A 24,072-nucleotide genomic window follows, 5' to 3' on the forward strand; every position below is an offset into this window, starting at 1 on the left:
TCTGCACGGCCCGGCTTATCCGCTTGCTTGCGCTACTGAACAGGACTTCCGGAAATTCCGGCAACGATATATTTTCTTTCTTTTCCGGGGATCCACACCCAGCTTTTGAACAGCAATCCTTCCTGCTTCATCTGCTCGTACAAATCCTTGAGGCCGTTAACAGCCGCTTCGATGCCGTATTGACCGAATGCCCGGAACAAATAACCGATGCGCTCGGATTCGCTTTGCAAACCGTATAGCTGCTCCAGCAGCTCCTCGTTAGCCTCGTCCATGCGGATCATATCGGACCACATAACCAGTTTTCCTTCCGGCTTCAATAATGATAGCAGCAATCGATTGTAATCCAGTATCAGGTTATTTCGCATAAACGATAACGCATCGATAATCAGACGTACATCCTGTTCTTCATACTGGCCCGCATATCCGGCGAACTGCGACAGCGCGTGAATGTAAAATAATTGCGTATGTACGGAAGAAGATACGACGAGCTGAAAGCTCTTCTTCAAATGGGGCAGCGCTTCGTATTTACGGACGGCAAAAGCGCAGTCCTTCAAATAGGAAGCCATCTCAGCGGCCGGTGTCCGATTCAGCAGCATCTCTTCCCACGTTTCATAAAATTGTATTTGATCCAGACAAGTGTAATCGACTGTCGTCAATGACTTCACTCTGGCCGAAGCGCCCGCTCCGCTCTGAGTCAAAACCTCCTCGATCGAATTGGCCTCGGTATCCAGCACCGTTACTTGCGAGAAATGACCTGCCAGCTCCGGTAAATCTACATCGCCGTGATTCCCGGCGCCGAATACGGCAACCTTCTCTTTGACCGGAAGCCGGTCCATCGCATGCTCCAGCAGCTGGCGTATATGATAACGGTGCGTGCCCCACTCCTGGCTCCCCCAATCGACGGATTCCGCGTAATCGCCCTGCTGTTCAACATACTGATCTGCAGCCGGATGGCCCGGCGGTTGTTGAAATTCCCTCATACTATACCCTCTTCCACACTATGAAATATGCCTGTATTATACCATAACAGGCGTATCTCCGTGCAGTGGACTTATTTATCGAAAATGGGCGGGCATCGAGACAAGCTTAGTTCCGGCGGCCTAATTAGACAGTAAACGATACTTAATGATGTTCCTTTTGCGCTCAACGCTTGTCGTGTAAATTTTTTTTGAACGAATTGTTGACAAGTCAGCATCACGTTGGTATTATATTAAATGTCCCTCAAACATGACTTGTTAGCTCAGCTGGGAGAGCACCATCTTGACAGGGTGGGGGTCAGTGGTTCGAGCCCACTACAGGTCATATAGAAAAACCCTTGATAATCAAGGGTTTTTTGCATGTTTAAAGAAAGCTTCGTTTTAATTTCTTCAAAAATAAGCTTTTCGGTCACGTAATGGTCACAACAATGAGAGTTTAAATATCATCGTTATCTTCGTCCTCCTCGATCCAGTCTGCATTCCAATCTACATTCCAATCAATTAAATCCTTAAATAGTTCTTTATTCGATCTTGGGTATTCGTACCCGAGATCAATCCTAACGATTTGTGCAATATTATTCAAAATAGGCAGTACCTGCATAAATTTTTCATGAGTTGTTTTATTATCTTTCGTTGAAAAATAATTTTCAATCAGAGAATTAGCGGCTCTAAGAGATTTACTTTGAATTGTTTGGTCCTCAGCTTTATTACCATATTCTTGTAGGATGATTGTACGACCGTTGCCGTCAAAATCCATTTCAGTAACGATCTTAACAGGATAGTCGATATTAAGTCCTAATTTTTTGTATGTATCGTTCATTTTTAATTCTCCTCTACAATCTTTCATTTTAACCAAATAATAACTTCCCAAAGTTTTGTGCAGTTTCTTTTTGCATACTCGGCATTAAATGGCTGTATGTTTCCAAGGTAATACGGATATTTGCATGTCCAAGCCTTTCAGCTACAATCTTGGGATTTACGCCTTGCTTAAGCAGCATAGAAGCGTGAGTATGTCTTAAATCGTGGAAGCGAATTTTCGGGACACCAGCATTTCGGGTGATACGGTAAAAGGAACGCATTAAATTTCTTGGAATTACAGGTGTTCCAAGCTGAGTACATACTACAAGATCATGATCTTGATAGCCGTCTTCTAACTCACACTTTTCAAAATGAATCAATTTATAATGAATCCTAAGTGCTCTAAGAGTTTCTTCGGGTAAATCAACCTTTCGAATACTTGCATTTGTTTTGGCACCTGTTATTAATCGTTTTCCATCGTGGCTTAGAGTTTGGACTATACACAGTGATCCATCGTTGAAATCGATATCTTTCCATCTTAAGCCTAATATTTCAGCCTGTCTCATTCCAGTTGTGATTGCTAGCAAAAATGCGCCGTAAAGACGATCATCCTTGGCTTCCTTAAGGAACGTTAATACTTCTTCTTGTGTCCAAAAGCTCATTTCCTTTTTAGAGGCTCTAGGACGGTCTACAAGGCTTGCAGGATTCCGCTGTATTAACTCCCAACGTTCGGCACGCTTTAATGAATCATGGACGAGAGAATGCACTTTCTGTACGTTTTCTCTAGATAACTTGCCTTGATTAACAAGCTCATTATAAAAATCTTGAATGATCCAAGGTTTAAGATTACTGAGTTCATACATGCCAAGAGTTGGGCTAATGTATGTATTAGTTAACCATGTATAAGTTGATAAAGTAGATTCTTTGACCTTTGTTTTCTTATCTTCAAGCCATTTATCCAGAAAATCTTTATACAGTATTTCTGTTTCAACAAATGTCCCTTTTAATACTTCATTCTCCGCTTGGACTAATGCAGCCTGAGCTTCTTTTTTCGTTTTAAAACCACGCTTCTTCTTTTGCTTTCTTTTCCCCGATTTAGGGTCTTTTCCTAACTCCAAGATATAGTACCACGTACTGCCGTCTTTCTTTATCGAACCAGGCATAACTTACACATCCTTTTAGTTGCCTTCCAACCATTTAATGAAGATAGATTTTACAACCTTGATTCGCTTTCCGATACGTACCACTTTAAAACTGTTTGAATGTACTAGCTCGTATGCTTGTCTTCTTCCTATTCCCAATATTTCTTGAATATGAGTTACGTCGATAACTGGCGGGTAATGGTCTAATGCATTGTTCATTTTAAATTGCTCCTTATAATTAAATTTGAATGAATCTTAATTTTCGTAATGTGGTCTCAGCTTGAAATGTTGAGTTTTTTTGATCTAGCTTTCTATGAATCCAATTATCCACTATGTGAAGTACCTCTGGTGTGTCTTCAAATTCATTCCGTGCTGCAAGTGAGATTACCAGACCTGCTATCTGGTTCAGAGTTCTTGTGGAGTCGCCAACGATAACCTTCTTACGTACAAGGGGGGATGCTTCTTGATTTAAAAAAGCTCTCTGTATAACCTTCCATTTTCGTTTAAGAGGCCAACGTGACACGTTATCGTCTTTTGGGCTTCTTATTGTCAACCATTCTTTAGTTAAGGAAGACCAGAGATTTGCTTCAACAGGTAACACATCATCTAGAGTACGAATGCCAAATTCCTTCAGAACGTCACCCCTTAACTGGAATTCAACTCTCCAAACTTCCTTCTTTTCATTCCAACCGTGTTTAATCCACAGATCCTTAAACCATACCTTTGCTGATTTCTTGATTTCAAGTGACTTATTGTATATCCGTGCAAGTATGGGATTTCGTCCCACGACAAAACCACTAAACCTTTTTCCTTGAAAATAAGTAGAGTCATCTACTCCATGGATGGCAATACCTTTAGCCCTCGTTACGATTCCTTTCCGATCAGCTTCGATAAACTGGGCTTCATCTGTGTCTGCACAAATATCTAGCCTTGAAAGCTTGGTTTCTGATATCTGTAAATTGAAATTTGAAAACCAGTGATAAAAACTTTTTACACATTCAGCTAATCCCATTGACCATAAGTATCCAGAGAGAAATCGTACTCTAACAGGCGGAAATTCTCCTTTACTACTGTCACGAAACCAAACAATAAAATCATTCGTCGTTAACGTATAGGAATAGAAGCGAATACCTGCTCTACCGATTTTTACTGTGACACCATGCAGATCGATTTCTTGCTCTATGCTTGTTTCTTGAGCTTTTCGTTTGTATTCCGCAAACATCGTAAGATAAGGATCGAATGATTCATCGTAGTTCTCAAAATATAAACTAAATTCAATGCTGTCAAAACCCTTTAATATCAAGGCTTTGTACCTCCCTCGTATGTAATTTGCACCCAGCATGTTATAAGGTTGCTGGGTGGCACCATATGTGCCTCGTCCATCGCCTCAGCCTTGACTTGGAGCCTCTACAAGTCATGCAGGACAGGTTTTGCGGCCATGCCACGGAGTGGCCTGTCCGCTAAAACAGCCTTGCATGACTTGCCCCTCCATATCAAGGCCAAGCCGTTGCGTCGCTCTGCTCCTTACCGGTATCGGCTGCGCTTTCCAAGCTACGCCGAAGGTCTTCAATATTATTTAGGAGTTTCTTTTCAGTAGATATTTGTATTACTCGGGTTTTTGCCAATTTTCTTAGTGATGAATATACTTCGTCGAGCAGTTTAATAAAATTTTTATCAGTCAATTATAATCACCTCTCATTATGTGTATACTAATAAGTAATATTTAAATTACTACTTAGTTATAATGATATTATGATTCAACTAATAAGTCAATATTTGATGAATTATCAGTAAGTATAAGTTTGTTGATTTTTGAGTTACCGATAGGTAAGATTAATTGGAAGGGAGTGACTTATTATGGGGTATTATGAAACTTTAAATGAGATGGTCGATAAGAGTGGCTTTACTCTTAAGGAAATAGCTCAAAAATGTGAGGAAAATGGAGTAAAGATTACTCCCTCGTATATAAGTAAGATTCTAACAACAAGACAATCTCCGGCATCAGATGAAGTTAATAAAGCTCTTGCAACTGTATGTAACTCCGATATAGATAACTTTCGATATGAAGCTTTTATGGAAAAAGCACCTGAATTTATTAAAGATTTACTAGGAAATGTAGCACATTTCTTTAGAGATTTTCTTTCGAAAGTTACAACTGATTCTTATCCAGAGGAAATTATTCCACTATTAGCAGAACAGCAAGATGGATTGTCTGATTATGAAATAATAAATCATTCGCTGGGATCAACATCAGAGTTATTTAATTTTTTTATTGAACTTAAAGATAATGCACTGTTTGGGGATGGAGTGGGACTCAAATACGAAGAAGGAGATATGTCACCTATTATTCCTCAAGGCTCCAATATACATTTTTCTTACATATCGGATATTAAGAGTGGGGATATTGTATTTGCAATTGAAGAGGACACAGGCATTCACACCATTGGGAGATTTATTCCTATTGACGATAAGGTTGTAATTATAAAGGAAGATATTAGTTTAATTCCAAAAACATATAAAAAAGAAGAGATAAAAATCGTCGCAAAAATTGGAAAAATCGTTAAGTATCTAGAATAAAAAAAATTGCCACTTCTTTTATAGAATGGCAATTGGCAATTTACATTGTTATAGATAGGTTATATTCCTATATAAATAGGTAATACTTGGAGAAAGTACGTTAAGCTATATAACTTCAAGAAGATTAAACCCACTTTGAATACTTTTATACTTTTCCCAGTTAACACCAATAAGTATTTGATTTAGTGGCTTAAAAACTCTTGTAGGGTACATTAAGGCGAAAGTTGTTCCCAATTCAGCTTTAAGCTTTAATCGATCACTTGGCAAATAAACTAAAGATTCTAAAGAAGAAAGCAAGTTTCTACTTGCATCCACAAGTACTTTAATGTCTTTATCTTCACAAAGTGCATCTAAAAGAAACGTCTCCAAAGCGCCTTGTCTATCAAAAGGTATTATCAGACATCCAATTTCTATATTTACAGTTTCACTAAATTTATTAGTAAATTGTGTCTTTACCCATTTATTGTTTTCTATTTCAATATTAATTGCTTCATTCAAGAAAATTTTATTAAAAGTATCTGTAATGTCTTTGTCCGAAGTTGTTTTGTCTCTATCAGTAACTAATACTATTTTAGTGATAGATTCGCTACTATCATAATTTCTATTAATATTCTGTATTTCTCTAATTGCAAATTCAAAGTTGGTATTTCCTCCAATCCCCCAAATACCTAACCAATCATCCCCTAATGTATACCAGTTTGCTTCTTCACATTGACTGTCCCTAATTGGGAAACTAAAAGGGCTTTTTTTCCCCTTGTAGTATTCCCACTTTTTTGTACTATTTAAATAGTAACTAATTAATATTGCATCAGTAGGACCCTCACATAAAATTATACTTTTCATTAACGTAACTCCATCTGATATTTTTCTCTTGTTTTGAAAGCTTCTATTCCCGATAAAACCTTTGATAATGTTGCATCATTATTCATGTTCTTCAGAGTAATAATACGAACGATATCCTCATTGTTTTCATCCACATCGGGTCCATATAATGCTTCTAAGAAATTATCAACGAATTCAATACTATGACAAGTTATAAATAATTGATTGTCATATTTTTTTGAGTAATTATACAAATTATGTGCTAAATCTTTTTGTGCATTCGGGTGAAAGGTAGCATCTATTTCTTCAATACAATGAATGCCTTTTTTATATGCAATCATCCCGCCCAAGATATGGAACCATCTTTGTATACCATCACCGAAATTATTAAGAGGCAAGTATCCCCTATTTTTTATATTTAAACTTACTGGAGCGATACTTCCGTCTGGATAAGGTATAAGATCTACATTTAAAATGTCAGGAAATGTTTTGGAAAGCTCTTCATTAAACTCTCCAAGTAATCCATCACGTTTTATGTAAGAGTAAAGTTTTAGATTCTCCTTTTGATTCCTATGAGCCAAAATGTCTACTAATCGACCAAGAATTAACGGGTTCTTGTTTTCTACGTTCATAAGAGGAAAACTTATATTGACTTTAGTAACTAAATTTTCTCTGTCTTTGATTTCCCACCTGCCAATAGTTGTAACAGGAAAATTATTACTAACATGGTTTTGATTAACATCTATTGTATTACTATCTATGCTAAATGAAACAATTGAAGAAGATAAACTCGGCTTTATATCAGCGAACAATGAATTGGGGTATAATGTATGTTCAAAGTATTGATCTCTTTTTCCATTAAATTTAGCAGACAGTTTAAATTTAAATGGAGCAGTTTCGTCGTTATGAAATCCTTTAAGCAATTGTTCTATATAGTTATAGATGCTTATCTCGTCTTTATAACGTATAATGCTATTATTTAAAAGTGGTGGAAGATTATTTCCACTTGCTAAAGCAAAAATGGCCTCTAACAAAGTTGTTTTACCAACATTATTATTACCAAGGAAAATATTGATACGATTTAAATCCTTAATATTCAAAAATTTAAATTTTTTGAAATTATTAATTTCAAACTCTTTTATCAAAGTAGTTACACCTCCCGATTATATATCCAAATTGTACCACAATAATAGTATAACCAATACTTTCATTTTAAAGAAAAAAGAATATTGTGGTCACCATTTTGGTCACTAACTACTAATAATCGTAGGAAACCCAGGTTAACGACAATTATCTAAATTAAGCCTACATTCTCATGATAGGGTCCTATCATTACTATCAGGAAAAAGAGGAAATAACCTTTTTAATCTTGACAGGGTGGGGGTCAGTGGTTCGAGCCCACTACAGGTCATATAGAAAAACCCTTGATAATCAAGGGTTTTTTCGCTTTTTCAGGGATTGCTATGGATACGAAATATCAATAAAATCGGCTTTGTGATCGATCAAGATTTGGTCAAGAATGCTTATTTCGGTCAAAAATAAAAGCCCACTCGTTATTGGATGAGTGAGCTTCACTACATTTTTCGTTTAAAATCCCGAATGTATGAGTCCGTTTCAATGGATTTAACGGAGAGCATTTCAAGAATACGATCCTGCCTTTCTTGACCCTGCATCAATTCTTTAACGCTGCCTTTTACCTCTTGCATATCTTCCTCTAATGTCTTCAGCCTGCTATTATTTTCTCCAACCATTTTGACGAGGGCTCCCAGCATTTCTTCCATACGGTTTAGTTGATTGTTCTCCAATCTCGCAACCTCCTTTATCTTTTTTATGATGTATTTAATTCTAGCATATATGACAAGAATCTGCTTGTAAACTCATTCGTTCTGATCGAAAATCTGCTTTTCCGAGAAGGCAAACAATACTGGAATTCCAACTTGCACCTATGCGTACGGCGAATGGTGTGACTTCACTTCCTAAGCAAAATAAATCAGCCCTCCATCCCGAAGGAAAGAGGGCTATCAGCTTACGAAGAATAGGCCCGGTGGGACTCGAACCCACAACCTACCGGTTAAGAGCCGGTTGCTCTGCCATTGAGCTACGAACCTGAATTAACTTTATTATAGCATTTCTCCATTTAAAATAAAACTTCCAGTTCAACCGAATCAGGAAGCGACCCTCATGCGCCGCATCCCGCCAACTCCCAAAAAAACTCAGCCGCGGAGACTGAGCTTTCCAAGCACGATATATGATCGATTCAAAACGAATCGAACGTACGGGATTTTTTCCCAAGGCGGTTTTGAGCCCGCATCAAACGATCTGCAACTGTATTTATGCATTCCTGTCAGCGCCTCATGTTTCTGGCCAGCTGTTCCATCCGTTTGTTGTTTTTAGCTTCATTCACGACCAGAACCGCATGGATAATCCCGGGAACCCAGAAGAAGCAGGTTAAAATAAAATTCAGCAAGGCTTGAATCGGTTTCCCGCAAAAAAGAACGGCTACGGGAGGCAGTATAATCGCCAGCAAATACATGGTCTTCACCACCTTAATCATCAGAGGTTTCTTATATATGTTTACGAAATGAAGCTGCATTTGTTTCAGACGCCTTTTTACGACAAAACTTCCTATATTCCATGGTATCACTATTTTAGAGCATATTGTAAACTATTTCTAGAGACCTATTTCCTCAAAAATAAGGAGCTGATCGAAATGAACGAGCAACCGCAAAAACCGATTTATTACGATGGAAGCGGAATGTTGTCAATCCCACTTAACGTGCCTGCGGGCGAAATCGTTATTAAGCCGAAGGAGGCAGATAATTCCATGCTTTATCCGGTATTTCCGTATACAAAACACGAATAGAGCGCTTACAATTACGTCTGCATCATGCCTTCGGAAATACGATATTGTATTCCGTACCCCGACCGACCTGGCTTTTAATGTCAACCTTGCCCATCATGCTCTGAATAATATGAAACGCAACCATCGTGCCTAAACCCGTGCCTTTGTCTTTTGTCGAATAATACGGCGTTCCCAGACGGCGAATTTGATCTTCCGTCATGCCGGAACCGGTGTCGCTGATCAGAACGGTTACGATATCCTTTTGTTCAATGACGCTCAGCGTCAGGATGCCGCCCCGCTCCCCCATCGCCTCGATGCCGTTTTTGGAAATGTTAATGATGCTTTGCCGGAACTTTTGCCGGTCGCCCAGCACATACAGGTTCGACTCATGATGGATATGCACTTGAACATTTTTCAGATTTGCATAAGACGACAGCACATTGCTGACATACTGGATTTCTTCACCCAGATCCAGCTTCTCGATCTTACCGTCATGCGGCTTGGCCAAAGACAAATAATCGTTAATGATCTGCTGGGCGCGGTCGATCTCTTCCAGACAGATTTGGCTGTACAGCTGCTTTTTATCGGAGTCCAATTGTGCCGCGCCGAGCAGTTGTATAAATCCTCGCACCGCGGTCAACGGATTTCTGATTTCATGGGCCACCGATGCGGATATGACGCTGGCCACCTTCATTTTTTCGGCATCCATCAGGTCTTTCCGCAGTTGAATGCTTCTGACGATCGATTCGATGATATAAATGGTCAATCCCATCAGCACGCTTTGAAACAAATAAAACATAATGCCGTATTGGATATGATAATCGGGATCGAACAGAAGATTGCTGGAAATTCCGATCAGCTTGCAAATAAAGGAAAGCGCTGCGGCAAAGACGATTTTATGCACAAGCCTTAACGAATGAAATCTTTTGGCGAACGAGATGAAGATCAGAAACGATATCGAACTTGAAATCAGGTTCAAATACGCGCCCATACCGCCAAGCATAAACCGGGAACCAACCAAGGTGACGAACAGCATCAGCGCCGTGGTCAAATTGCCGTAAAAGCACCCCAGCAGCAAAGGAATGACGCGCAGGTCGAATAAAAATTCTTCCTCCTTCACAATCGGAAAAAACATACATAAAACCATCGGCAGACCGAATAACAGGTACGTCAGCATTGTATTTGCGATAAAATGCCGCTTCATTTTCTCCTGGATGACAAATTGGTAAAATATTAACGGGAACATGATAAAGAACACATTTAGCAAAAACTCATTTAATGCGTAATTAAATTGCATCCCATTCCCACCACTTTTTGTGTAATAAGAATCGTACCGCAGAAGACATTATACCAATTCGACACACAATGACTTGTTCCTTCCTAAAAAGATCCATTTTACATTATTTTGGAAATAATTCCGCGAAATTATGTCGGCCCAGCTGGATATTCTGTTTATATTTGGATACGCTAATCATTAAACTTCTATATTTTCCAAAGGAGCAATTATGATTAGCAACCGTGAAATTAAGGGGCAAATTGATGAGCTAACCGAACAAAACCAATTTTTGACCCAAGAGCTGCAGGAAATTAAAGAACTGATTCAAAGCCAAAGCCAACAAGGTCAAAACCAGGACCAGAACCAGGAGCAGGGCTCGAATCAAAAGCAAAATCAGAAGCAGAATCGGAAACAGGGACAGGATCAGGATCAGAATCAAAATCAGAGCCAAAGCAGCCAAAGCGATCCATCCACCCAAAGCAGCCAAGGCGATCAGCAAAATCAAAGCAACGGGAGCGGCCAGCAGAGCCAAGACAGCGGAAGCAGCAATCAAAACACAAGCAGCGGCGGCAATCAAGGGAACGATCTTTTTCAAATCGCTGGCGATTTTTTGAAGCTGAAAGGGATGATCGGCGGCTTGGAGCAGAAAATGAAATCGTATATTTCCAACCAGGCTTCCGGCAAGCAGCTAACCGAAGAAGATGTCATTAACTTGATGCTGTCGATGATGAACGGCATGATTGACTGGACAGTGGATTACGCTTATAAGCAAAGCGGACAAAACCAATCCTCGGGCCAGCTGCAATAACCGGTGCGTTCCATGTGCCTGACCATTTGCCGAATGGTCAGGTCTATTTGCTTTGGCAGCCGCCCCGCCCTTTACATAGCGGATTCGACAGAGCCGGCTTTGCTGCCGTTGGTTGCACCGACCTTGCGGCTCTTGACGAAAAAGGCAATCACGAAAAGCAGAATGCTGTTGACCAAAAACACCATCGGGATCGAAATATGACTCGCCAGCAGCCCGCCCATAACCGGGCCGGCCATCGTCCCCATCTGCATGGCGGATTGATTCAGCCCGAACGCCCGGCCCCTGAAGCCGATATCCGTCGTTTTTACGATCAACGAGCTTAATGCCGGATACACCGCTGCGAAAAACAACCCGTAACCGAAGCGAAGAGCGCCAAAGCCGATCAGGCTGTGGAATGCAATTTGCAGCAAATTGCCCAGAGCTCCGCCAAGAAGGCCGATGAACAGCACTTTTTCGTAGCCGATTTTGGCGCCGATTTTCCCCCAGCGCGGCGCAGCGATCAAGGTGGCGATCCCGACCGCCGAGAAAATGATGCCTGAGCTTAATGAAGCTTCGCTTTTGTTGGCACCGAGCTGCAGCACATAAATGGTCAGCAGCGGCTCGATAATCATGACGGATGCGCTGACCACGAAAGTGATCAAAATGATCGGCAGCAAACTCGTGCTGGAAACGGCTATTTTCAAATCGTTCAGCACATGCGACCGCTCCGTCTTTTTGTTCACATTCGCCTCCTTTACCCACACCAAGGCAATGATCAAGGCGATGAATACCATTCCGCTAGACAGCAGGAACGCTTCGCGGTTGCCGATCCAATGGCTGACCGAGCCTCCGACCAACGGCCCGATAATGCCTCCCGCTGCGGTTGCCGTCGTCATGATGCTAAGCGAATATCCGACATGCTTCTCGGGGGTGCTGGTGGCGACCAGCGCAACCGCAGACGGGATATAGCCCGCCAGCAGTCCCTCCAACAATCGGATAGCGAACAGCTCATACGGATTATGTACGAAATAATACAATAAATAAACGACGGATAGGCTGGCCGCGGCTCGGATCATCATCGGCTTGCGTCCGTACTTATCCGCCAGCGACCCCCAGAACGGCGAAATGAATGCGCTCGCAAGGAAGCTTACCGAAAATATCGCACCCGACCATAATTCCAGATGCTCCTGCACCTGAAGCTGCTCCTGCAAAAAAATCGGCAAAAAAGGAATCGATATGGAAAAGGACATGCTGACGAAAAAAGAACCGATCCATAAAATCAATAACTGAAACTTCCATTTGTCGGGCATCTGCACACATCCTAACAACGCGAGTTATCATCATCATAGCACGGGGAAAGAAGCTTACCAAGACATGAAAAAATCCCCTCAGCTCCGGTTCGAGGGGATTGTCGTTATTTTACATATGAGTCATTCGTTCCGATCTATATTTGCGCAGGCCGTTGCATGCGGTTTCCAGCTGGCTGTACACGAAGTCCTCGCGCGATGAATCTGTCATCATTTCGCAGGCCCGTACCAAGCTGTCAATAACACTAAACAACTCAGGATCGGTCCGGTAGCAATCAAAGGCCAACTCCTGCATCTCCTCGAGTTTTTCCTTATATCCTGCATAAGTATTCCATTGCGCCACGTTAATCAATTCCCTTCTTTAATTAAGAATGAATTAAATTAATACACAATATATAAGGTTTAGTGTGTCTTAATTAACATTGTAGCGCTTACAGGTATGTTTGACAATAACCATTTCTAAAAAATCTCAAAAATAGATGCATCATCCTGTACTACTCGCGCAATGCATCCTTCAGCTTCGTCGACATGGAGTTGACTGTTTTCCCGTAATACAGTTCCCGCAGTCGTTTCGCTTCCTGCTTCAGCCGGTTGTTCTCGGCTTCAAGCGCAGCTAACCGTTCATCCCCAGCTTCCTGCCGTTCAACCCCGCGAAGCGCTTGCTCCAGCTCCGGTATCGTGTAGCCTGCATCGGCAAATAGCTGCCGGAGCGCTTCGTGCAATCGGGCATATTCAAATTCTTTGTTCGTCATGGGCCTCTCCATCTTTCCTGTCCGGTCGTATACTGGAAGTACCTGGCTTTCGGACACGTCGTTATTTCCGCTTGCTTCTGGAGCTCCAATCGATCGAGTTATCGGAAGTTTTGGGAGCATTCACCGATTCGTTTCGCGCCATTTGCTGCAGATCGGCGATCGTTTTGTTCAACAACTCGCCCCTGTGCTTCGAAAAGATGCGCCGGCGCTCCTTCATCAAAATTTCAAGTATAAGCTGCTTCTGGCTATTTGAGAATAACATGGAATCGCACCTCGTCATTTTAAGCTCGTTATTCAAATTTTAACATACCGCCTTCGTTACCTCCACCCCACACCGCATAAATCGGTCAATCATTATTCAGCTCCGCTGAAATCTTATTGTTTCTATCATTATAAGAAAACCTCTATTGAAGCCTATCCAAGATGAGCGACCGCGATTTAAATGTAGGTTTTCTTGCAATGATAGAAAGCTTCAGCTCCGCTGAAAACTTATTCTTTCTATCATTATAAAAAAGCGGCCCGCACCGGAACCGCCAAGCTCAATCATTACGCTTATACGTAAGCTTTGCCTCTCGTCAAAATGCAAGGAACGCCATTGCCGACCGCGCCCGGCTGCGACATTTTCTCCAGGTAGCGGAGTCCCCGCTGGCATTGCCTGCATTTGGCGCATACATCGGACGTTACGACCTTCATGTTAAACCGGTTTTTGTCTACGATTTGCGCTACCGTTTTCTTCTTCACCTTTTTGCCGCTCATCACGTTCACCTCAACCCGTTAGTTGATGTATACTATGTGACTTGCAGCTATTTGGCTACTGAACGATCTTTACGCCGCGGATTTGCGGGGAGCCGGAATACCACTTAATAACCGTCCGAGCGAAAATTTGCCGAGCAGGACGGCCAATCCGACCGACAGCAGCGTGCAGACGGCAAAAGCAGCTAACGTTTTAAGCGTTGCGTTCCAGCCCGGAAGCGCCCAGTCCGCGGCAAGCGTTGCAGGGTTAAGCAGAAGAGCGTGAGCCAAATACGCGCTGTAGGAATAATGGCCGAGAACGGTCAGCATCCGTTTCATCCGAGGTCCCGCCGATCGTTCGAAAACGACGGAGACGATGCACATGGCGACAACGGAAAGCGATAGAAACAACGCCATAAAGGGCTGCACCAGCAGCGTGTTGTTGAATTGAATCACAATTCCGGCGTCCGTCCGGAAGCTTGCCGCCATTTGATAAAGCAGTATGCCCGAAACGATCGTAAACAAGCCGAGCCAGCATGCTTTCCAGCTCATGATTTTCGTTTTCCACGACTCCAGATTGAGTCCTGCCGCCGCTCCCATTAAGAAATAGAGGTAAAAATAGAGCGCATTGCGATCGGCATATTCGGTAAAAAACGGGGTCAGCACGGGAAGCTGCAGCTTCTCCGCGGCGCTGCCGATCACCGAAACCTGTCCCGTCAGCCATACATAAAATGCCGCCAAAACGATAAACCATGCCGTCAGCTGCCATGACTTCAAACTTTTATGAATGCGCAATAACAAAGGCTGCAGCCATGGGAATACGATGTACAGCTGAATGACCATTACAACATACCATAGATGGTAGGAGGCTTTTCCGGTAAACAGGTCCAGCACGAACTGCTTTATCCACGCCCACGCCGTTCCATGATCCCCTCCGAAGAGGAGACCGTACACGACAGTCCATACCGCATAGGGCAGCACAATATCTTTGCACCGTTTGCGGAGAAATGAACCGTAAGACACTGGGTCCCGGTAGTTGTAGAACAGCACCAGTCCGGTTATAAAAATAAACAAGGGTACGGCAAATTTGGACGCGATCAGCAGGATGCCCAGCAAGACACCGTCCTGCAGGCCCGCCTCCGGCAAATAGGCATAGTGCCCGATGGCATGCTGAAGGACGACGGCCAAAAATGCAAAGCCGCGCAAATATTGGATTTCTTCTATTTTGGCCCGCTTAGCCATTGGTTCTGCTCCTCTCGATGCCTGACCGAACGGATCAAGATCCGCCTCCGGTTAACGGGTCGATTGAAAAAATTCAATCCACTCGCCGTCAGGTCCATGGAAGAAGAAATACCGGGACCCGTTAGGCAGTGTAATAATTTCCGAATCGATCAGTTGAACCTGCTGCAGCAACTTGATCCGCTCCAATTCATGCTCGACGTTATCGACGGTAAACGCAATATGGTGAACCTTGCCTTCCTGCGGCAGCTTGTCGCTATACCCTTGTATCAGCTCGAGCTCGGTTTCGCCGGCCTGGTCAAAGCCGAGAAAAGCAAGCTGGATCACACCGTTGGAATGAAGAAGCGTGTCTTTTAAGACGAGACCGACCACTTCGCGGTAGAAGCGGATCGATCGGTTCAAGTCGGAAACCATGATCCCGACATGTTCAATTTTTTGACGTGCCATACTTTTACCTCCCAAATATTGTTATATTCCATCTTATCCGAAATTGGACACGGACACAACTTGGGGTTCTGGGGGGAAGCCGCATCTCGCTTGAATATATTTGGCTGCTTCGGTATAGTTAGTGGTAGATCAGGAACGGCAGACACGACGCCATTAAATAAAAGGAGCGATCGCATGATACGCATTTACCCTTCCGCTTCGCGCTATTCCGCCGATCACGGCTGGCTTCAGAGCAATTTCAGCTTTTCCTTCGGCGATTATTACGATCCCGACAATACGAAGTTCGGACCGCTGCGCGTATTCAACGACGATGTCATTGCCGGACATCGCGGCTTTGGCGCGCACCCGCACCGCGAGATGGAGATTGTCTCCATCGTTTTATCGGGTCAGCTGAAGCACGAGGACAGCACCGGCCATACGGCAGTCACCGGCTTCGGCGGCGTGCAGCGGATGTCCGCAGGCACGGGAATCATTCATTCCGAAGTAAACCCGGGCGATGAGCCGGTCAGTCTGCTGCAAATCTGGTTCGAGCCGAACCAGCGGCAGCTGGAGCCGTCGTATGAAACGTCCAGCTACGACACTGCCATGCTGCTTAACCGCTGGCTTCCCGTCGTCTCCAATCATTCGGGTCCCGGCGTAGCCCATATTCACCAGGATTTGACGATTTATATGAGCAGGCTGGAGGCGGGTCAGTCCTTGTCCTACGAACAGCAGGACGGCCGCAGCATGTACGTGTATCTTATCGAAGGCACCGCTGCGTTAAACGCGGACAACCGATTGAATCGCCGCGATGCCGCGCGAATTACGGATACTGCGGCTTTAACGGTTCATAACGGATCTGAGGAATCATTGCTGCTGCTTATCGATTTGCCATAACCGATGGAAGGAGCTGAACGAACATGTCTGCCGGAGCAACCAAGCATTTATATATCAAGCACGCGGTAGGAAGCCGGATGCTGTTTGACGTCTCCGCCAGTGGCAATGCCTTCGAGCTGTTATCGTCTTCCGGCGGCGGCTGGAAATTCGTCATTGCCGATGTGGAGCCGGATACCGTCCAATGCCTTCGCGACAACCTCATGGAGCTCAATCTGTTTTATTTTATAGAGCAGCCGGGGCAGCCCGTTCAAAAGAGCTGGCTCTACGATAAAGCATGTCCCGTCATTGAATACGACGACGGATCGCGGCAATGTGTTATTGAAGTCGATTCCAAAGTCGAATATAACAACGAAAACGTATAAGCGCGTGAAGGTGATCGTCGTATGATGGACGACTCATGCGGCAAAACCGGCGTCCCGAAACCGCAAGACTTGCGGAATCGGGACGCCGGTTTTGAGTTGTGCCATCGAAAAAGGGGCCTGGATCTGCTCTACGATGTACCCAGCACTTTTTTGCCGCGCGGTTTTGTGCCCTTCGCGTCAGGCTCCAATGTGATTCCAATCCGGTCAAACCCGCTTTCCTGCGAATTGAGATCATACGTCAGAACACCGCTGCCTTTATCGTCCACTTGAAACGTGCCGCCGTTAAACCTCGTACCTTCCTTCACAATCCATACCTGGTACGCCTCATCGCCGGCATTGCGGCCGAGCCCGTTGACCTGCACGACCAACTGCTTGGACTTGCCCTGCTCCTTGATCCAGCAATGACCGCTTGCGGCCGGCATGTCCGGGTCGAATGCCTTCAGCGCGTACTGATCGACCACCTTGGCCGGCGCCGCTAATCTATCGCTTGCGGCCAAATGGCTTCGTCCGTATTCATTGATACCCCAGCCTGCCGCCGCTCCGATCATCGCGAAAACGACAGCCGCCGCCGCATAGGTCCAACGTTTGCTTATTGGCGCCGCCGGCTTCGCTTTCTGAAGCGGCGGGCTTTCCGATTCGAATGGCTCATCAGCTATCTCTTGTTCTTCCGCATGAAGAGGCTGCTGAATATTTCTCGAAATTTGTTCGAACATTCGTTCCTTTAACGAATCGGGAATATCCGTTTCATCCATTTCAAAGGGGAGCGTCTGCCAGACCCGCTGAAGATTGTTCCACTCGTCCCGACATGACGGACACGCGGCCAAATGAAGCTTGAACGCTTCCGTCTCTTGCTCCGGCAGTTCGTTAAGAAAAAAGGCAAACATTCGCTCGCAAGTATTGTTAGATTGTGTCATGGCAGCTCACTCCTCTCCGTCAGGCTTCAATTGCTTGCGTAATGTTTTCAACGCCTGATGCAGCCTGCTTTTTACGGTTCCCAATGGCTCGCCGTTTCGCTCGGCAATTTCATTTAATGTATAGCCGTCCCAATAAAAATCGCGGATTAATTGTACCTGGCTGTTCGACAAAAATCGATAGGCCGCCTCAATCTGCTGTTTTAGCATCATGCGCGATACGGCATCCTGCAGCATATCCTGCCTGTAATAATCAGCCAGCTCCGCTTCCGTCGATTCGTTGTCGAACGGGACAAGCCGCTCCTGCTTGCGCCGCTTCCTGAGCTGATCAATGGTAATATTTCTTGTAACCGTTATAAGCCAGTTGACGAATTGGCCTTTGCCCGGATCGTAGCCGGTCTCCGTCGTCCAGATGCGCGTAAATACGAGCTGCACGATATCCTGTACAAACTGCGGATCGCCGCCCGCTCCCGATTTGAGCACAAATGAATAAACAAGCCGCACGTAGCGATCGTATAAAATACGAAGCGCAGCGCTTTGCTTTTCCTTAATTTGCTGCATCAATTGTTCATCTGAATATTGCTGCACGTGATCGGCGCTCCCCAAGTCGCAAAACGACTCTCTCAATATAAGAAACGGATATAACGACATTCCAGTTTAGTGTTATCTTCTTACATATAGAAATATTTTGCAATAGGGTAAGGCGTGCCGAACAAGAAAAGCTTCTGATCGAACGCCCTTTTGACGAAGCTATATAAGAAAAGCTTCTGACCGAAGCCCTTTCGATGAAGATACATTCGTGTTTTAGATGTAGCTTTTCTTGCAATATCAGAATTGTTCAGCTTCGCTGAAAACTTATAAATTCTGATATTATAAAGAAAAGCCCAACGTCCCGGACATGCCGGTTCATCGGGCTTTTTAGAGCTGTTTACTTGACGATAATAGTCGCCTTCATATTGGCCTTATGCGGAAGGCAGTAATAAGTATACACACCGGGTTTGTCGATTGTGACCGATTCGGATTCTCCTTTGCCCAGCAGCTTCGTTTCGAAGAAGGGCGTGCCGTCCTCCTTAAGCAAGTCGGAGACCGCATTATGCATGACGGGATCGTTATTGGTAAAGGTGATGGTCGAGCCGGCTTCAACCGTCAATTCCTGTACGGAAAAAGCGAACTTGGCGATTTCGATCGAGTACGTTTTTGGCTCGGCTTTGACTACAGGCTTGGCAGCGGCGGTCGGATCAATGACATACCAGACCTTGCCCACATCCTGGCCCTTTACCTCTCCCGGCTTTGTATCTTTTACGTAATAATAGAGCGGCCAGCCCTGATACGTCGTTTGCTTGGTTCCATCTTCACGTGTAATCGTCGCGAAATCGGTTGATTTCAATTGTCCCATTACCGGCAGGTGCTCAGTATAAAAGATCGGCCAGTTCACCTCGCAGTTCCCTTTGCAGACGCTCAGATTGGCCGAGTCTTTCGTATACAAGTAGAGCGCCATCCCTTTGGAGTCCGCAATATAGCTGCCCAGACCTTCCAGACTGGCGATCGTGACGCCGGAATGGTTCATAACCATCCATACTTGATTGACGCCTTGCCCCAACGTATCGCCGGCCTTCCCGTCTTTGGCATAATAGTATAACGGCCAGCCTTGGTACGTCGTCTGTTTTTTCCCGTCATCGCGAACGATCGTCTTGAAATCGGCGGCATTCAAGTCCGCCGGGATTTGAATGTTCTCGGCATAATAGACCGGCCAATTGACGGCACATTGATCCTTGCAAGTACTTATACCGGGCGTGTCCTTCATGAACATGTACAGTGTTTTACCGGCTTCGTCCACCAGGTAGGAGCCCAGCGCCGCGTCCGTTGCGATGCGGATCGAGGCGTATTGGGCGGCGGCGGCCTTGGCGGCATCGATCACCTTTTGCCCGGCGAGCGAATCGAGCAGTGTCTTGCCGCCGCTTTTCATTCTCGCCTTCAGCGCTTCGACCGTAGCCGCTGCGACATGTGCGTTGCGCAGCGAGCCTGCGCCTGCCGCCTGTGACAAGCCCAAGCCGCGCGCATAGTTAAGCGTCTGATCGTATGTAAAATCTGCGTCCTGCTTGTAGCCCAGCGCCTCCAGCAGTACTTTGTAATACTGCTGCGCCGTTACCTGTGCGGCAGGTTCGAATTTGCCGCTTCCCGTTCCGGTCCAGCCCAATTGCGGATTCGCTTTTAAATAAGCGAGTATCGCTTTATTGCCGTCGCTGACCGTTCCCGCGTCGGAGAAATTATCGGTGCCGCCGAAGGCCGACGCAACCGCTTCCAAACCTTTGAGCCGAAGAAATAAAATAGCCGCCTGCATTCTCGTCGTCGTCTTCGCAAGGTAAGCAGCGGTGACGCCGCTACCGTCCCCTTGCAGCACGCCAAGGTCGGTCGCTATTTGCATGTCGGTCTTTACGATGCCCGGTGCCGTCGGTTCCGCCGCCCACGCCGGAATTGCGCTCCCGAGCATAAATGCAACGGCCAGCAGCCACGCCGCCGCTTTACTGCGTTTGCGTTTGTTCATACGAATTATACCTCCCAATTTCATGATATAGATCGAATGCATCCATTCATCTCAGGTAACGTAGATCGCGAATAAACGGTTTGACGGCGGATTGAAAAGTTCGCTTCGAGGTTATATGCAAGGAAGCTTTGCTTCTTCAAAATAAATAAATCCCGAGCCGGGCTCAACGACCCGATCAGGATTTACAGTCATTCATATTCGATTATTCCATTGATGCCGAAGGCGGGACTCGAACCCGCACGATAGTCACCTACCGCAGGATTTTAAGTCCTGTGCGTCTGCCATTCCGCCACTTCGGCAAGTCACGTACCGTTCATCCGTCCGATCGGATGAACGCTTCATGCTTATAAAGGATAAGTCCACTAAGCCACCGTACATGAACATTTCAAGTAAAATGGGGTTATGGGCCCTGAGGGACTCGAACCCCCGACCAATCGGTTATGAGCCGACCGCTCTAACCAACTGAGCTAAGGGCCCTTGATGAATTGGTTGCGGGGGCAGGATTTGAACCTGCGGCCTTCGGGTTATGAGCCCGACGAGCTACCGGGCTGCTCCACCCCGCGATGGTTGGTTAGCCTGTCATAGCGACGAAACCTATTGTACAACAAACAAAAAAGAAAAGTCAAGGAAAAATTTAGACTAAATATCGCACCCCGAATCGCCCTCTTTTAGATTTAAACACTTCGACCTCCTGAGGGCATTCGTAGCCGTAGATCCACCAATCTTCCTCCATCCGTTTGGCCAAGCAGCCTGCCTGAAATTTGCTTTCGTATAATTTTACCCAATATACCCAATGCATAAGGCATTCACTCCACTTATTCATGTAAGTTTTATTGATTCAAGGATACATGGATAGCATAACCAAAATGGAGCCGTCTTATTGATGCAAAAAAATATGAACAATCAACATAACAATCGGTTCTGACATCCATAATATATTCATACTTGTTAATGGCTGCCATACCGCCGATACGACTTGGAACGAAGGAGCAATCAAAGGTATAATAAAGGTGCAGCCCATGCTTTTGAAGAAGTTTTGCGAGGAGGGATCCATATGTTATATGGCATAGCCGTCTTTCCGTCAAAAGAAATCCAGGATACTGCGAACCGGCTCCGTCAAAGATACGATCCGCAGTTCGCATTTATCGATCCGCACTTGACGCTTCGCGCAAGCGAGGACTGGACGGATGATCAGCTTCGCGACGTCCATGAGCTTTTGGAGCGTACAGCGGCGCAATGCAAGCCGATTCGGCTGCATTTCAACCGGTTTTCCACCTTTTTCCCGGTCAATAACGTCATTTATTTGGCCCTCTCGGACCCCGAGCCGATGCAATCGTTATACAAACGGATTTGCGGTGGCGGCATGCTGGCCGAGCCGGATAAGCCTTACGCTTACACCCCTCATTTAACCGTGGCCCAAAATCTGGGCGATGACGAGCTGCACGATCTATACGGCAGCCTGAGACTGCGAGATGTAGATATTGCCTGCACGGTAGACAAACTGGAGCTGTTGAGGAGATCGGCGGACGGCATATGGGAACATATGCACGCTTATCCGCTGACGAATAAATAATCCGGTACGCGCTGGATGTGTGAATCAAATTGACGAAAGCTCCGGTCTTTCAACAACGGCCTCCGCGGCAGCCGATTGAAGGAAGCTTGCCGTCGAAACCGACGTTCATCGTTCATACCTTGCTGAACATACAGGAAACAAGCCGGCTCTTGGGCCGGCTTGTTTTGCCATTTCGTATGATCCTAATAATAGCTGGGATTTATTGCGTGTATACGCCGATTAAACGTTTGGACTCGCCGGCCGGCGTTTGGAACACTTCATACAGCTTAACGGTCAATGGTCGCTCCAATTGTTCGGAGGTGGCATTCAGCATAATATTGTTTTCTCCCGAAACGAGCCGGTTGGCTCCCGTGAAGCTGACTGGCGTCGCTCCGATCAGGTTGTTCGTCGAGTTGTAGATTTCGAACTGCAGCTTCGAGAAGGAAGGATCAAGCTGAACTTGCTCGGCGCGTTTCAGCTCCAGATCGAATCTTACTTTATAAGAATAGGTCATATCGCCTCTGCGATTAAACATCGGAGTGATCGTCCAGTAACCGACCTTCGCTTCAAACGGATACACATCAAACGATTCGTTCGTATCCGGCTGCTGCAGGCCGATTCCGTAAGAGGCGATCGTTGTTTTATACGGCGCCGCTTTTTGCGTATCGTTGACCCGTATGATCAGGCCGCTGCCGGTTTCGGAAGCCGGGAGCGTATAGGCATAATTGATGACGACGCCGGAATTGGGCAATATGCGCTGCGCCGCTATATTTTGACGGCTGCCGGTATATGTATAGCCATCCGAGCTGACCAGATCCGTTTGGAAAACGGGTACTGCCATCGGCTGATCCGTTTTATTAAACAGCTTGAACTTGGCCGTAACGCTTTTGGAACCTTCATCCTCATTATCATTCATATGGAATTCGACGATCGACACATCCAAATTCGGGTGAATCAGATCGCTTAAAGCATCGAATTTCATCGTTTGCCCGATCTGATAAGAGGATGCGGCGGTCCGTGCGGTGCTGTCCGGCAAAAGCACCTTCAATCTGCCGACGAGATAAGACGTCTGCTGCCCTCCGGCCTGAGCGAATTTTTCCGGCGTCAACACGGTCAGGCTGGACAATGCCGTATCGTTGTCGGTCGCTATCGCATAGTGCACATATTTTTTCTCTTTCGGCTCAAGGATGATTTCACCCTGCTCCATCTTTTGGCCGGAATAGGACTGGGAATCCGCCTTTTTCAATCCTGTCGCGCCTACAGCGGCTGCTGCAGCGTTTGCCGCCGCCGGAGCCGCTCCGGAAGTGTCTGCGCTGCCCGCAGCCGCCGTTCCGCCGGCAGCCTCCCCGGCAGCCGGCGGAACGGCCGAAGCCGCGGCTCCCTGCGCGATTTTTTCACCGGCATATACCTGCGAATCCGATTTGCCGTCGATGAGAAATTCGGGCAGCGTTTCGCGTTGGCCGGTCGGATTCGTTACAAGCAGTTGAACGACTTGCACCGTCCCCTTCTCGGTCACTTCCTTGTCGATGCTTAGCGGTTGAAACTGCAGCGGCGAAAGCAGCGACGGAATCGTGAACGTTTCGCCCCATTTCTTGATCATCGCCGGATTCGTAATCGGCGCATCCGCGCCCTTCCAGGCTTGATCGCTGATCGGAACGGCGACCATCAACGTTTCTTTTTTCGGGTAAACGTAATAGTCGACATCCGTCCAATTAACCTCGGCCAATGTTACGGTGTCCGTGCGATCGACTACGGCCAAATAGCTTAATTCCGTTTTCGCCTTCGGCTGGATCGATTTCGGGTTCGCCGCGCTCGCCTGCAGCGTATATTCCACACCGTCATTCGTTTTCATGCGCACCTCATATTCCGGTACGCGCGCAACCGCTGCGCCGTTATTATTCATTCTGACGACAACGCCAAGCCTCGTTCCTCCGAGAACATGCTCGTTCAATACGGTTTTAAGCTCCACGCTTAACGTATCGTTTAACGGATAAGAAACGGCCGCGGCCGATTCGGCATTCATGTCTGCGGACGGTGCGGCGATAGCGGTAAAGCTTGTTGTCATAAGCGAGGTTGATATCACAACGGTCGTTACCGTTTTTTTCCAGTTCATCTTCAACATGATCTC

General features: G+C 45.6%; 28 protein-coding genes and 5 tRNA genes. 7 read left to right on the forward strand and 26 right to left on the reverse strand.

From position 1 onward, the window contains the following. Nucleotides 1–32: 32 nt before the first annotated feature. Nucleotides 33–980, reverse strand: coding sequence for a hypothetical protein (locus E1757_RS15970; RefSeq protein WP_133229833.1), 948 nt, complete (start codon nucleotides 978–980; stop codon nucleotides 33–35). A 249-nt stretch (nucleotides 981–1,229) separates the two neighbouring features. Between E1757_RS15970 and E1757_RS15975 the strand changes: the two genes are divergently transcribed. Beyond that, nucleotides 1,230–1,302 (forward strand) — tRNA-Val (locus tag E1757_RS15975). 111 nt (nucleotides 1,303–1,413) lie between these two features. Here E1757_RS15975 and E1757_RS15980 read toward each other — a convergent pair. Genes E1757_RS15980 through E1757_RS15995 form a run of 4 tightly spaced genes read right to left on the reverse strand, consistent with a single transcriptional unit; the run spans nucleotide 1,414 to nucleotide 4,220 of the window. Beyond that, complete coding sequence (locus tag E1757_RS15980) at nucleotides 1,414–1,797, reverse strand: hypothetical protein (RefSeq protein WP_133229835.1); 384 nt, start codon at nucleotides 1,795–1,797, stop codon at nucleotides 1,414–1,416. 28 nt (nucleotides 1,798–1,825) lie between these two features. Continuing rightward, nucleotides 1,826–2,938 (reverse strand): tyrosine-type recombinase/integrase, encoded by a 1,113-nt coding sequence (locus E1757_RS15985; RefSeq protein ID WP_133229837.1) that lies wholly within the window; start codon nucleotides 2,936–2,938, stop codon nucleotides 1,826–1,828. Between the two features lie 15 nt (nucleotides 2,939–2,953). Then, the gene (locus E1757_RS15990) at nucleotides 2,954–3,136 is read right to left on the reverse strand and encodes a helix-turn-helix domain-containing protein (protein ID WP_133229839.1); all 183 of its coding nucleotides are present in this window, start codon (nucleotides 3,134–3,136) and stop codon (nucleotides 2,954–2,956) included. A gap of 19 nt (nucleotides 3,137–3,155) precedes the next feature. Beyond that, nucleotides 3,156–4,220: a replication initiation factor gene (locus tag E1757_RS15995; RefSeq protein ID WP_133229841.1), complete on the reverse strand. Its 1,065-nt coding sequence runs from the start codon at nucleotides 4,218–4,220 to the stop codon at nucleotides 3,156–3,158. Nucleotides 4,221–4,774: 554 nt separating this feature from the next. Between E1757_RS15995 and E1757_RS16000 the strand changes: the two genes are divergently transcribed. Next, entirely contained in the window at nucleotides 4,775–5,494 is a 720-nt protein-coding gene (locus tag E1757_RS16000) for a helix-turn-helix domain-containing protein (protein WP_133229843.1), read from the forward strand. A gap of 105 nt (nucleotides 5,495–5,599) precedes the next feature. On the opposite strand, the gene E1757_RS16005 is transcribed toward E1757_RS16000, so the two are convergent. The 5 genes from E1757_RS16005 to E1757_RS16025 form a co-directional block, all read right to left on the reverse strand. Beyond that, the gene (locus E1757_RS16005) at nucleotides 5,600–6,337 is read right to left on the reverse strand and encodes a DUF3226 domain-containing protein (RefSeq protein ID WP_133229845.1); all 738 of its coding nucleotides are present in this window, start codon (nucleotides 6,335–6,337) and stop codon (nucleotides 5,600–5,602) included. Continuing rightward, nucleotides 6,337–7,461: an AAA family ATPase gene (locus E1757_RS16010; protein ID WP_133229847.1), complete on the reverse strand. Its 1,125-nt coding sequence runs from the start codon at nucleotides 7,459–7,461 to the stop codon at nucleotides 6,337–6,339. Before E1757_RS16010 ends, E1757_RS16005 begins: the two co-directional genes overlap by 1 nt. Nucleotides 7,462–7,890: 429 nt before the next feature. Beyond that, nucleotides 7,891–8,121, reverse strand: a complete 231-nt coding sequence (locus E1757_RS16015; protein WP_133229849.1) for a hypothetical protein — start codon at nucleotides 8,119–8,121, stop codon at nucleotides 7,891–7,893. 231 nt (nucleotides 8,122–8,352) lie between these two features. Continuing rightward, nucleotides 8,353–8,424 (reverse strand) — tRNA-Lys (locus tag E1757_RS16020). Nucleotides 8,425–8,660: 236 nt separating this feature from the next. Then, nucleotides 8,661–8,849: a YqaE/Pmp3 family membrane protein gene (locus E1757_RS16025; RefSeq protein ID WP_133229851.1), complete on the reverse strand. Its 189-nt coding sequence runs from the start codon at nucleotides 8,847–8,849 to the stop codon at nucleotides 8,661–8,663. Between the two features lie 177 nt (nucleotides 8,850–9,026). Here E1757_RS16025 and E1757_RS35825 point away from each other — a divergent pair, with 177 nt between their 5' ends. Next, nucleotides 9,027–9,179 (forward strand): hypothetical protein, encoded by a 153-nt coding sequence (locus tag E1757_RS35825; protein ID WP_165972145.1) that lies wholly within the window; start codon nucleotides 9,027–9,029, stop codon nucleotides 9,177–9,179. A gap of 22 nt (nucleotides 9,180–9,201) precedes the next feature. Here E1757_RS35825 and E1757_RS16030 read toward each other — a convergent pair whose 3' ends face one another. Further along, complete coding sequence (locus E1757_RS16030; protein ID WP_133229853.1) at nucleotides 9,202–10,455, reverse strand: ATP-binding protein; 1,254 nt, start codon at nucleotides 10,453–10,455, stop codon at nucleotides 9,202–9,204. A 208-nt stretch (nucleotides 10,456–10,663) separates the two neighbouring features. Here E1757_RS16030 and E1757_RS16035 point away from each other — a divergent pair, with 208 nt between their 5' ends. Beyond that, nucleotides 10,664–11,242: a hypothetical protein gene (locus tag E1757_RS16035; protein ID WP_133229855.1), complete on the forward strand. Its 579-nt coding sequence runs from the start codon at nucleotides 10,664–10,666 to the stop codon at nucleotides 11,240–11,242. A 71-nt stretch (nucleotides 11,243–11,313) separates the two neighbouring features. Here E1757_RS16035 and E1757_RS16040 read toward each other — a convergent pair whose 3' ends face one another. The 7 genes from E1757_RS16040 to E1757_RS16070 all read right to left on the reverse strand — a co-directional run bounded on the left by E1757_RS16040 (nucleotide 11,314) and on the right by E1757_RS16070 (nucleotide 15,698). Further along, a complete protein-coding gene (locus tag E1757_RS16040; protein WP_133229857.1) occupies nucleotides 11,314–12,531 on the reverse strand; it encodes an MFS transporter in 1,218 nt (405 codons plus the stop codon). Between the two features lie 109 nt (nucleotides 12,532–12,640). Then, nucleotides 12,641–12,871 carry a hypothetical protein gene (locus E1757_RS16045; RefSeq protein ID WP_133229859.1) on the reverse strand — a complete coding sequence of 77 codons (231 nt, stop codon included), beginning with the start codon at nucleotides 12,869–12,871 and terminating at the stop codon, nucleotides 12,641–12,643. 151 nt (nucleotides 12,872–13,022) lie between these two features. Then, on the reverse strand, nucleotides 13,023–13,280 hold the full coding sequence (locus tag E1757_RS16050; RefSeq protein WP_133229861.1) for a hypothetical protein: 258 nt from the start codon (nucleotides 13,278–13,280) through the stop codon (nucleotides 13,023–13,025). Between the two features lie 61 nt (nucleotides 13,281–13,341). Next, nucleotides 13,342–13,542 carry a hypothetical protein gene (locus tag E1757_RS16055; RefSeq protein ID WP_133229863.1) on the reverse strand — a complete coding sequence of 67 codons (201 nt, stop codon included), beginning with the start codon at nucleotides 13,540–13,542 and terminating at the stop codon, nucleotides 13,342–13,344. A gap of 290 nt (nucleotides 13,543–13,832) precedes the next feature. Then, nucleotides 13,833–14,036: a hypothetical protein gene (locus tag E1757_RS16060; protein WP_133229865.1), complete on the reverse strand. Its 204-nt coding sequence runs from the start codon at nucleotides 14,034–14,036 to the stop codon at nucleotides 13,833–13,835. 69 nt (nucleotides 14,037–14,105) lie between these two features. Next, nucleotides 14,106–15,254 (reverse strand): acyltransferase, encoded by a 1,149-nt coding sequence (locus E1757_RS16065; RefSeq protein ID WP_133229867.1) that lies wholly within the window; start codon nucleotides 15,252–15,254, stop codon nucleotides 14,106–14,108. Between the two features lie 51 nt (nucleotides 15,255–15,305). Continuing rightward, nucleotides 15,306–15,698 carry a VOC family protein gene (locus E1757_RS16070; RefSeq protein WP_133229869.1) on the reverse strand — a complete coding sequence of 131 codons (393 nt, stop codon included), beginning with the start codon at nucleotides 15,696–15,698 and terminating at the stop codon, nucleotides 15,306–15,308. A 174-nt stretch (nucleotides 15,699–15,872) separates the two neighbouring features. Here E1757_RS16070 and E1757_RS16075 point away from each other — a divergent pair, with 174 nt between their 5' ends. Then, complete coding sequence (locus tag E1757_RS16075; RefSeq protein ID WP_133229871.1) at nucleotides 15,873–16,574, forward strand: pirin family protein; 702 nt, start codon at nucleotides 15,873–15,875, stop codon at nucleotides 16,572–16,574. A 23-nt stretch (nucleotides 16,575–16,597) separates the two neighbouring features. Then, the gene (locus tag E1757_RS16080) at nucleotides 16,598–16,936 is read left to right on the forward strand and encodes a hypothetical protein (RefSeq protein ID WP_133229873.1); all 339 of its coding nucleotides are present in this window, start codon (nucleotides 16,598–16,600) and stop codon (nucleotides 16,934–16,936) included. 128 nt (nucleotides 16,937–17,064) lie between these two features. On the opposite strand, the gene E1757_RS16085 is transcribed toward E1757_RS16080, so the two are convergent. The 7 genes from E1757_RS16085 to E1757_RS35830 form a co-directional block, all read right to left on the reverse strand. Then, complete coding sequence (locus tag E1757_RS16085; RefSeq protein WP_133229875.1) at nucleotides 17,065–17,850, reverse strand: anti-sigma factor; 786 nt, start codon at nucleotides 17,848–17,850, stop codon at nucleotides 17,065–17,067. 6 nt (nucleotides 17,851–17,856) lie between these two features. Next, a complete protein-coding gene (locus E1757_RS16090) occupies nucleotides 17,857–18,435 on the reverse strand; it encodes a sigma-70 family RNA polymerase sigma factor (protein WP_133229877.1) in 579 nt (192 codons plus the stop codon). A 340-nt stretch (nucleotides 18,436–18,775) separates the two neighbouring features. Continuing rightward, a complete protein-coding gene (locus tag E1757_RS16095; protein WP_165972147.1) occupies nucleotides 18,776–20,392 on the reverse strand; it encodes a plastocyanin/azurin family copper-binding protein in 1,617 nt (538 codons plus the stop codon). Nucleotides 20,393–20,606: 214 nt separating this feature from the next. After that, nucleotides 20,607–20,691: transfer RNA gene (locus E1757_RS16100), tRNA-Leu, on the reverse strand. 104 nt (nucleotides 20,692–20,795) lie between these two features. Continuing rightward, a tRNA-Ile gene (locus E1757_RS16105) sits at nucleotides 20,796–20,869 on the reverse strand. A gap of 9 nt (nucleotides 20,870–20,878) precedes the next feature. Continuing rightward, nucleotides 20,879–20,955: transfer RNA gene (locus E1757_RS16110), tRNA-Met, on the reverse strand. Between the two features lie 71 nt (nucleotides 20,956–21,026). Next, entirely contained in the window at nucleotides 21,027–21,191 is a 165-nt protein-coding gene (locus E1757_RS35830) for a hypothetical protein (RefSeq protein ID WP_165972148.1), read from the reverse strand. A gap of 255 nt (nucleotides 21,192–21,446) precedes the next feature. On the opposite strand from E1757_RS35830, the gene E1757_RS16115 reads away from it, so the two are divergent. Further along, a complete protein-coding gene (locus tag E1757_RS16115; protein ID WP_133229881.1) occupies nucleotides 21,447–21,965 on the forward strand; it encodes a 2'-5' RNA ligase family protein in 519 nt (172 codons plus the stop codon). Between the two features lie 199 nt (nucleotides 21,966–22,164). Here E1757_RS16115 and E1757_RS16120 read toward each other — a convergent pair whose 3' ends face one another. Continuing rightward, on the reverse strand, nucleotides 22,165–24,066 hold the full coding sequence (locus tag E1757_RS16120) for a hypothetical protein (protein WP_246079220.1): 1,902 nt from the start codon (nucleotides 24,064–24,066) through the stop codon (nucleotides 22,165–22,167). Nucleotides 24,067–24,072: the final 6 nt, after the last annotated feature.

It is taken from the genome of Paenibacillus piri (assembly GCF_004354045.1).
Taxonomy (GTDB): Bacteria; Bacillota; Bacilli; order Paenibacillales; family NBRC-103111; genus Paenibacillus_S; species Paenibacillus_S piri.

Excerpts from the sequence above, each read along its gene's own strand:
- E1757_RS35830 (WP_165972148.1), bottom strand. The coding sequence starts at position 21,191 with ATGCATTGGGTATATTGGGTAAAATTATACGAAAGCAAATTTCAGGCA.
- E1757_RS16025 (WP_133229851.1), bottom strand. The coding sequence starts at position 8,849 with ATGTATTTGCTGGCGATTATACTGCCTCCCGTAGCCGTTCTTTTTTGC.
- E1757_RS16085 (WP_133229875.1), bottom strand. The coding sequence starts at position 17,850 with ATGACACAATCTAACAATACTTGCGAGCGAATGTTTGCCTTTTTTCTT.
- E1757_RS16070 (WP_133229869.1), bottom strand. The coding sequence starts at position 15,698 with ATGGCACGTCAAAAAATTGAACATGTCGGGATCATGGTTTCCGACTTG.
- E1757_RS16030 (WP_133229853.1), bottom strand. The coding sequence starts at position 10,455 with ATGCAATTTAATTACGCATTAAATGAGTTTTTGCTAAATGTGTTCTTT.
- E1757_RS16035 (WP_133229855.1), top strand. The coding sequence starts at position 10,664 with ATGATTAGCAACCGTGAAATTAAGGGGCAAATTGATGAGCTAACCGAA.
- E1757_RS16050 (WP_133229861.1), bottom strand. The coding sequence starts at position 13,280 with ATGACGAACAAAGAATTTGAATATGCCCGATTGCACGAAGCGCTCCGG.
- E1757_RS16040 (WP_133229857.1), bottom strand. The coding sequence starts at position 12,531 with ATGCCCGACAAATGGAAGTTTCAGTTATTGATTTTATGGATCGGTTCT.
- E1757_RS16115 (WP_133229881.1), top strand. The coding sequence starts at position 21,447 with ATGTTATATGGCATAGCCGTCTTTCCGTCAAAAGAAATCCAGGATACT.
- E1757_RS16095 (WP_165972147.1), bottom strand. The coding sequence starts at position 20,392 with ATGAACAAACGCAAACGCAGTAAAGCGGCGGCGTGGCTGCTGGCCGTT.
- E1757_RS15970 (WP_133229833.1), bottom strand. The coding sequence starts at position 980 with ATGAGGGAATTTCAACAACCGCCGGGCCATCCGGCTGCAGATCAGTAT.
- E1757_RS15985 (WP_133229837.1), bottom strand. The coding sequence starts at position 2,938 with ATGCCTGGTTCGATAAAGAAAGACGGCAGTACGTGGTACTATATCTTG.
- E1757_RS16055 (WP_133229863.1), bottom strand. The coding sequence starts at position 13,542 with ATGTTATTCTCAAATAGCCAGAAGCAGCTTATACTTGAAATTTTGATG.
- E1757_RS16000 (WP_133229843.1), top strand. The coding sequence starts at position 4,775 with ATGGGGTATTATGAAACTTTAAATGAGATGGTCGATAAGAGTGGCTTT.
- E1757_RS16060 (WP_133229865.1), bottom strand. The coding sequence starts at position 14,036 with ATGAGCGGCAAAAAGGTGAAGAAGAAAACGGTAGCGCAAATCGTAGAC.
- E1757_RS16080 (WP_133229873.1), top strand. The coding sequence starts at position 16,598 with ATGTCTGCCGGAGCAACCAAGCATTTATATATCAAGCACGCGGTAGGA.
- E1757_RS16005 (WP_133229845.1), bottom strand. The coding sequence starts at position 6,337 with ATGAAAAGTATAATTTTATGTGAGGGTCCTACTGATGCAATATTAATT.
- E1757_RS15980 (WP_133229835.1), bottom strand. The coding sequence starts at position 1,797 with ATGAACGATACATACAAAAAATTAGGACTTAATATCGACTATCCTGTT.
- E1757_RS16065 (WP_133229867.1), bottom strand. The coding sequence starts at position 15,254 with ATGGCTAAGCGGGCCAAAATAGAAGAAATCCAATATTTGCGCGGCTTT.
- E1757_RS15990 (WP_133229839.1), bottom strand. The coding sequence starts at position 3,136 with ATGAACAATGCATTAGACCATTACCCGCCAGTTATCGACGTAACTCAT.
- E1757_RS16075 (WP_133229871.1), top strand. The coding sequence starts at position 15,873 with ATGATACGCATTTACCCTTCCGCTTCGCGCTATTCCGCCGATCACGGC.
- E1757_RS35825 (WP_165972145.1), top strand. The coding sequence starts at position 9,027 with ATGAACGAGCAACCGCAAAAACCGATTTATTACGATGGAAGCGGAATG.
- E1757_RS16120 (WP_246079220.1), bottom strand. The coding sequence starts at position 24,066 with ATGTTGAAGATGAACTGGAAAAAAACGGTAACGACCGTTGTGATATCA.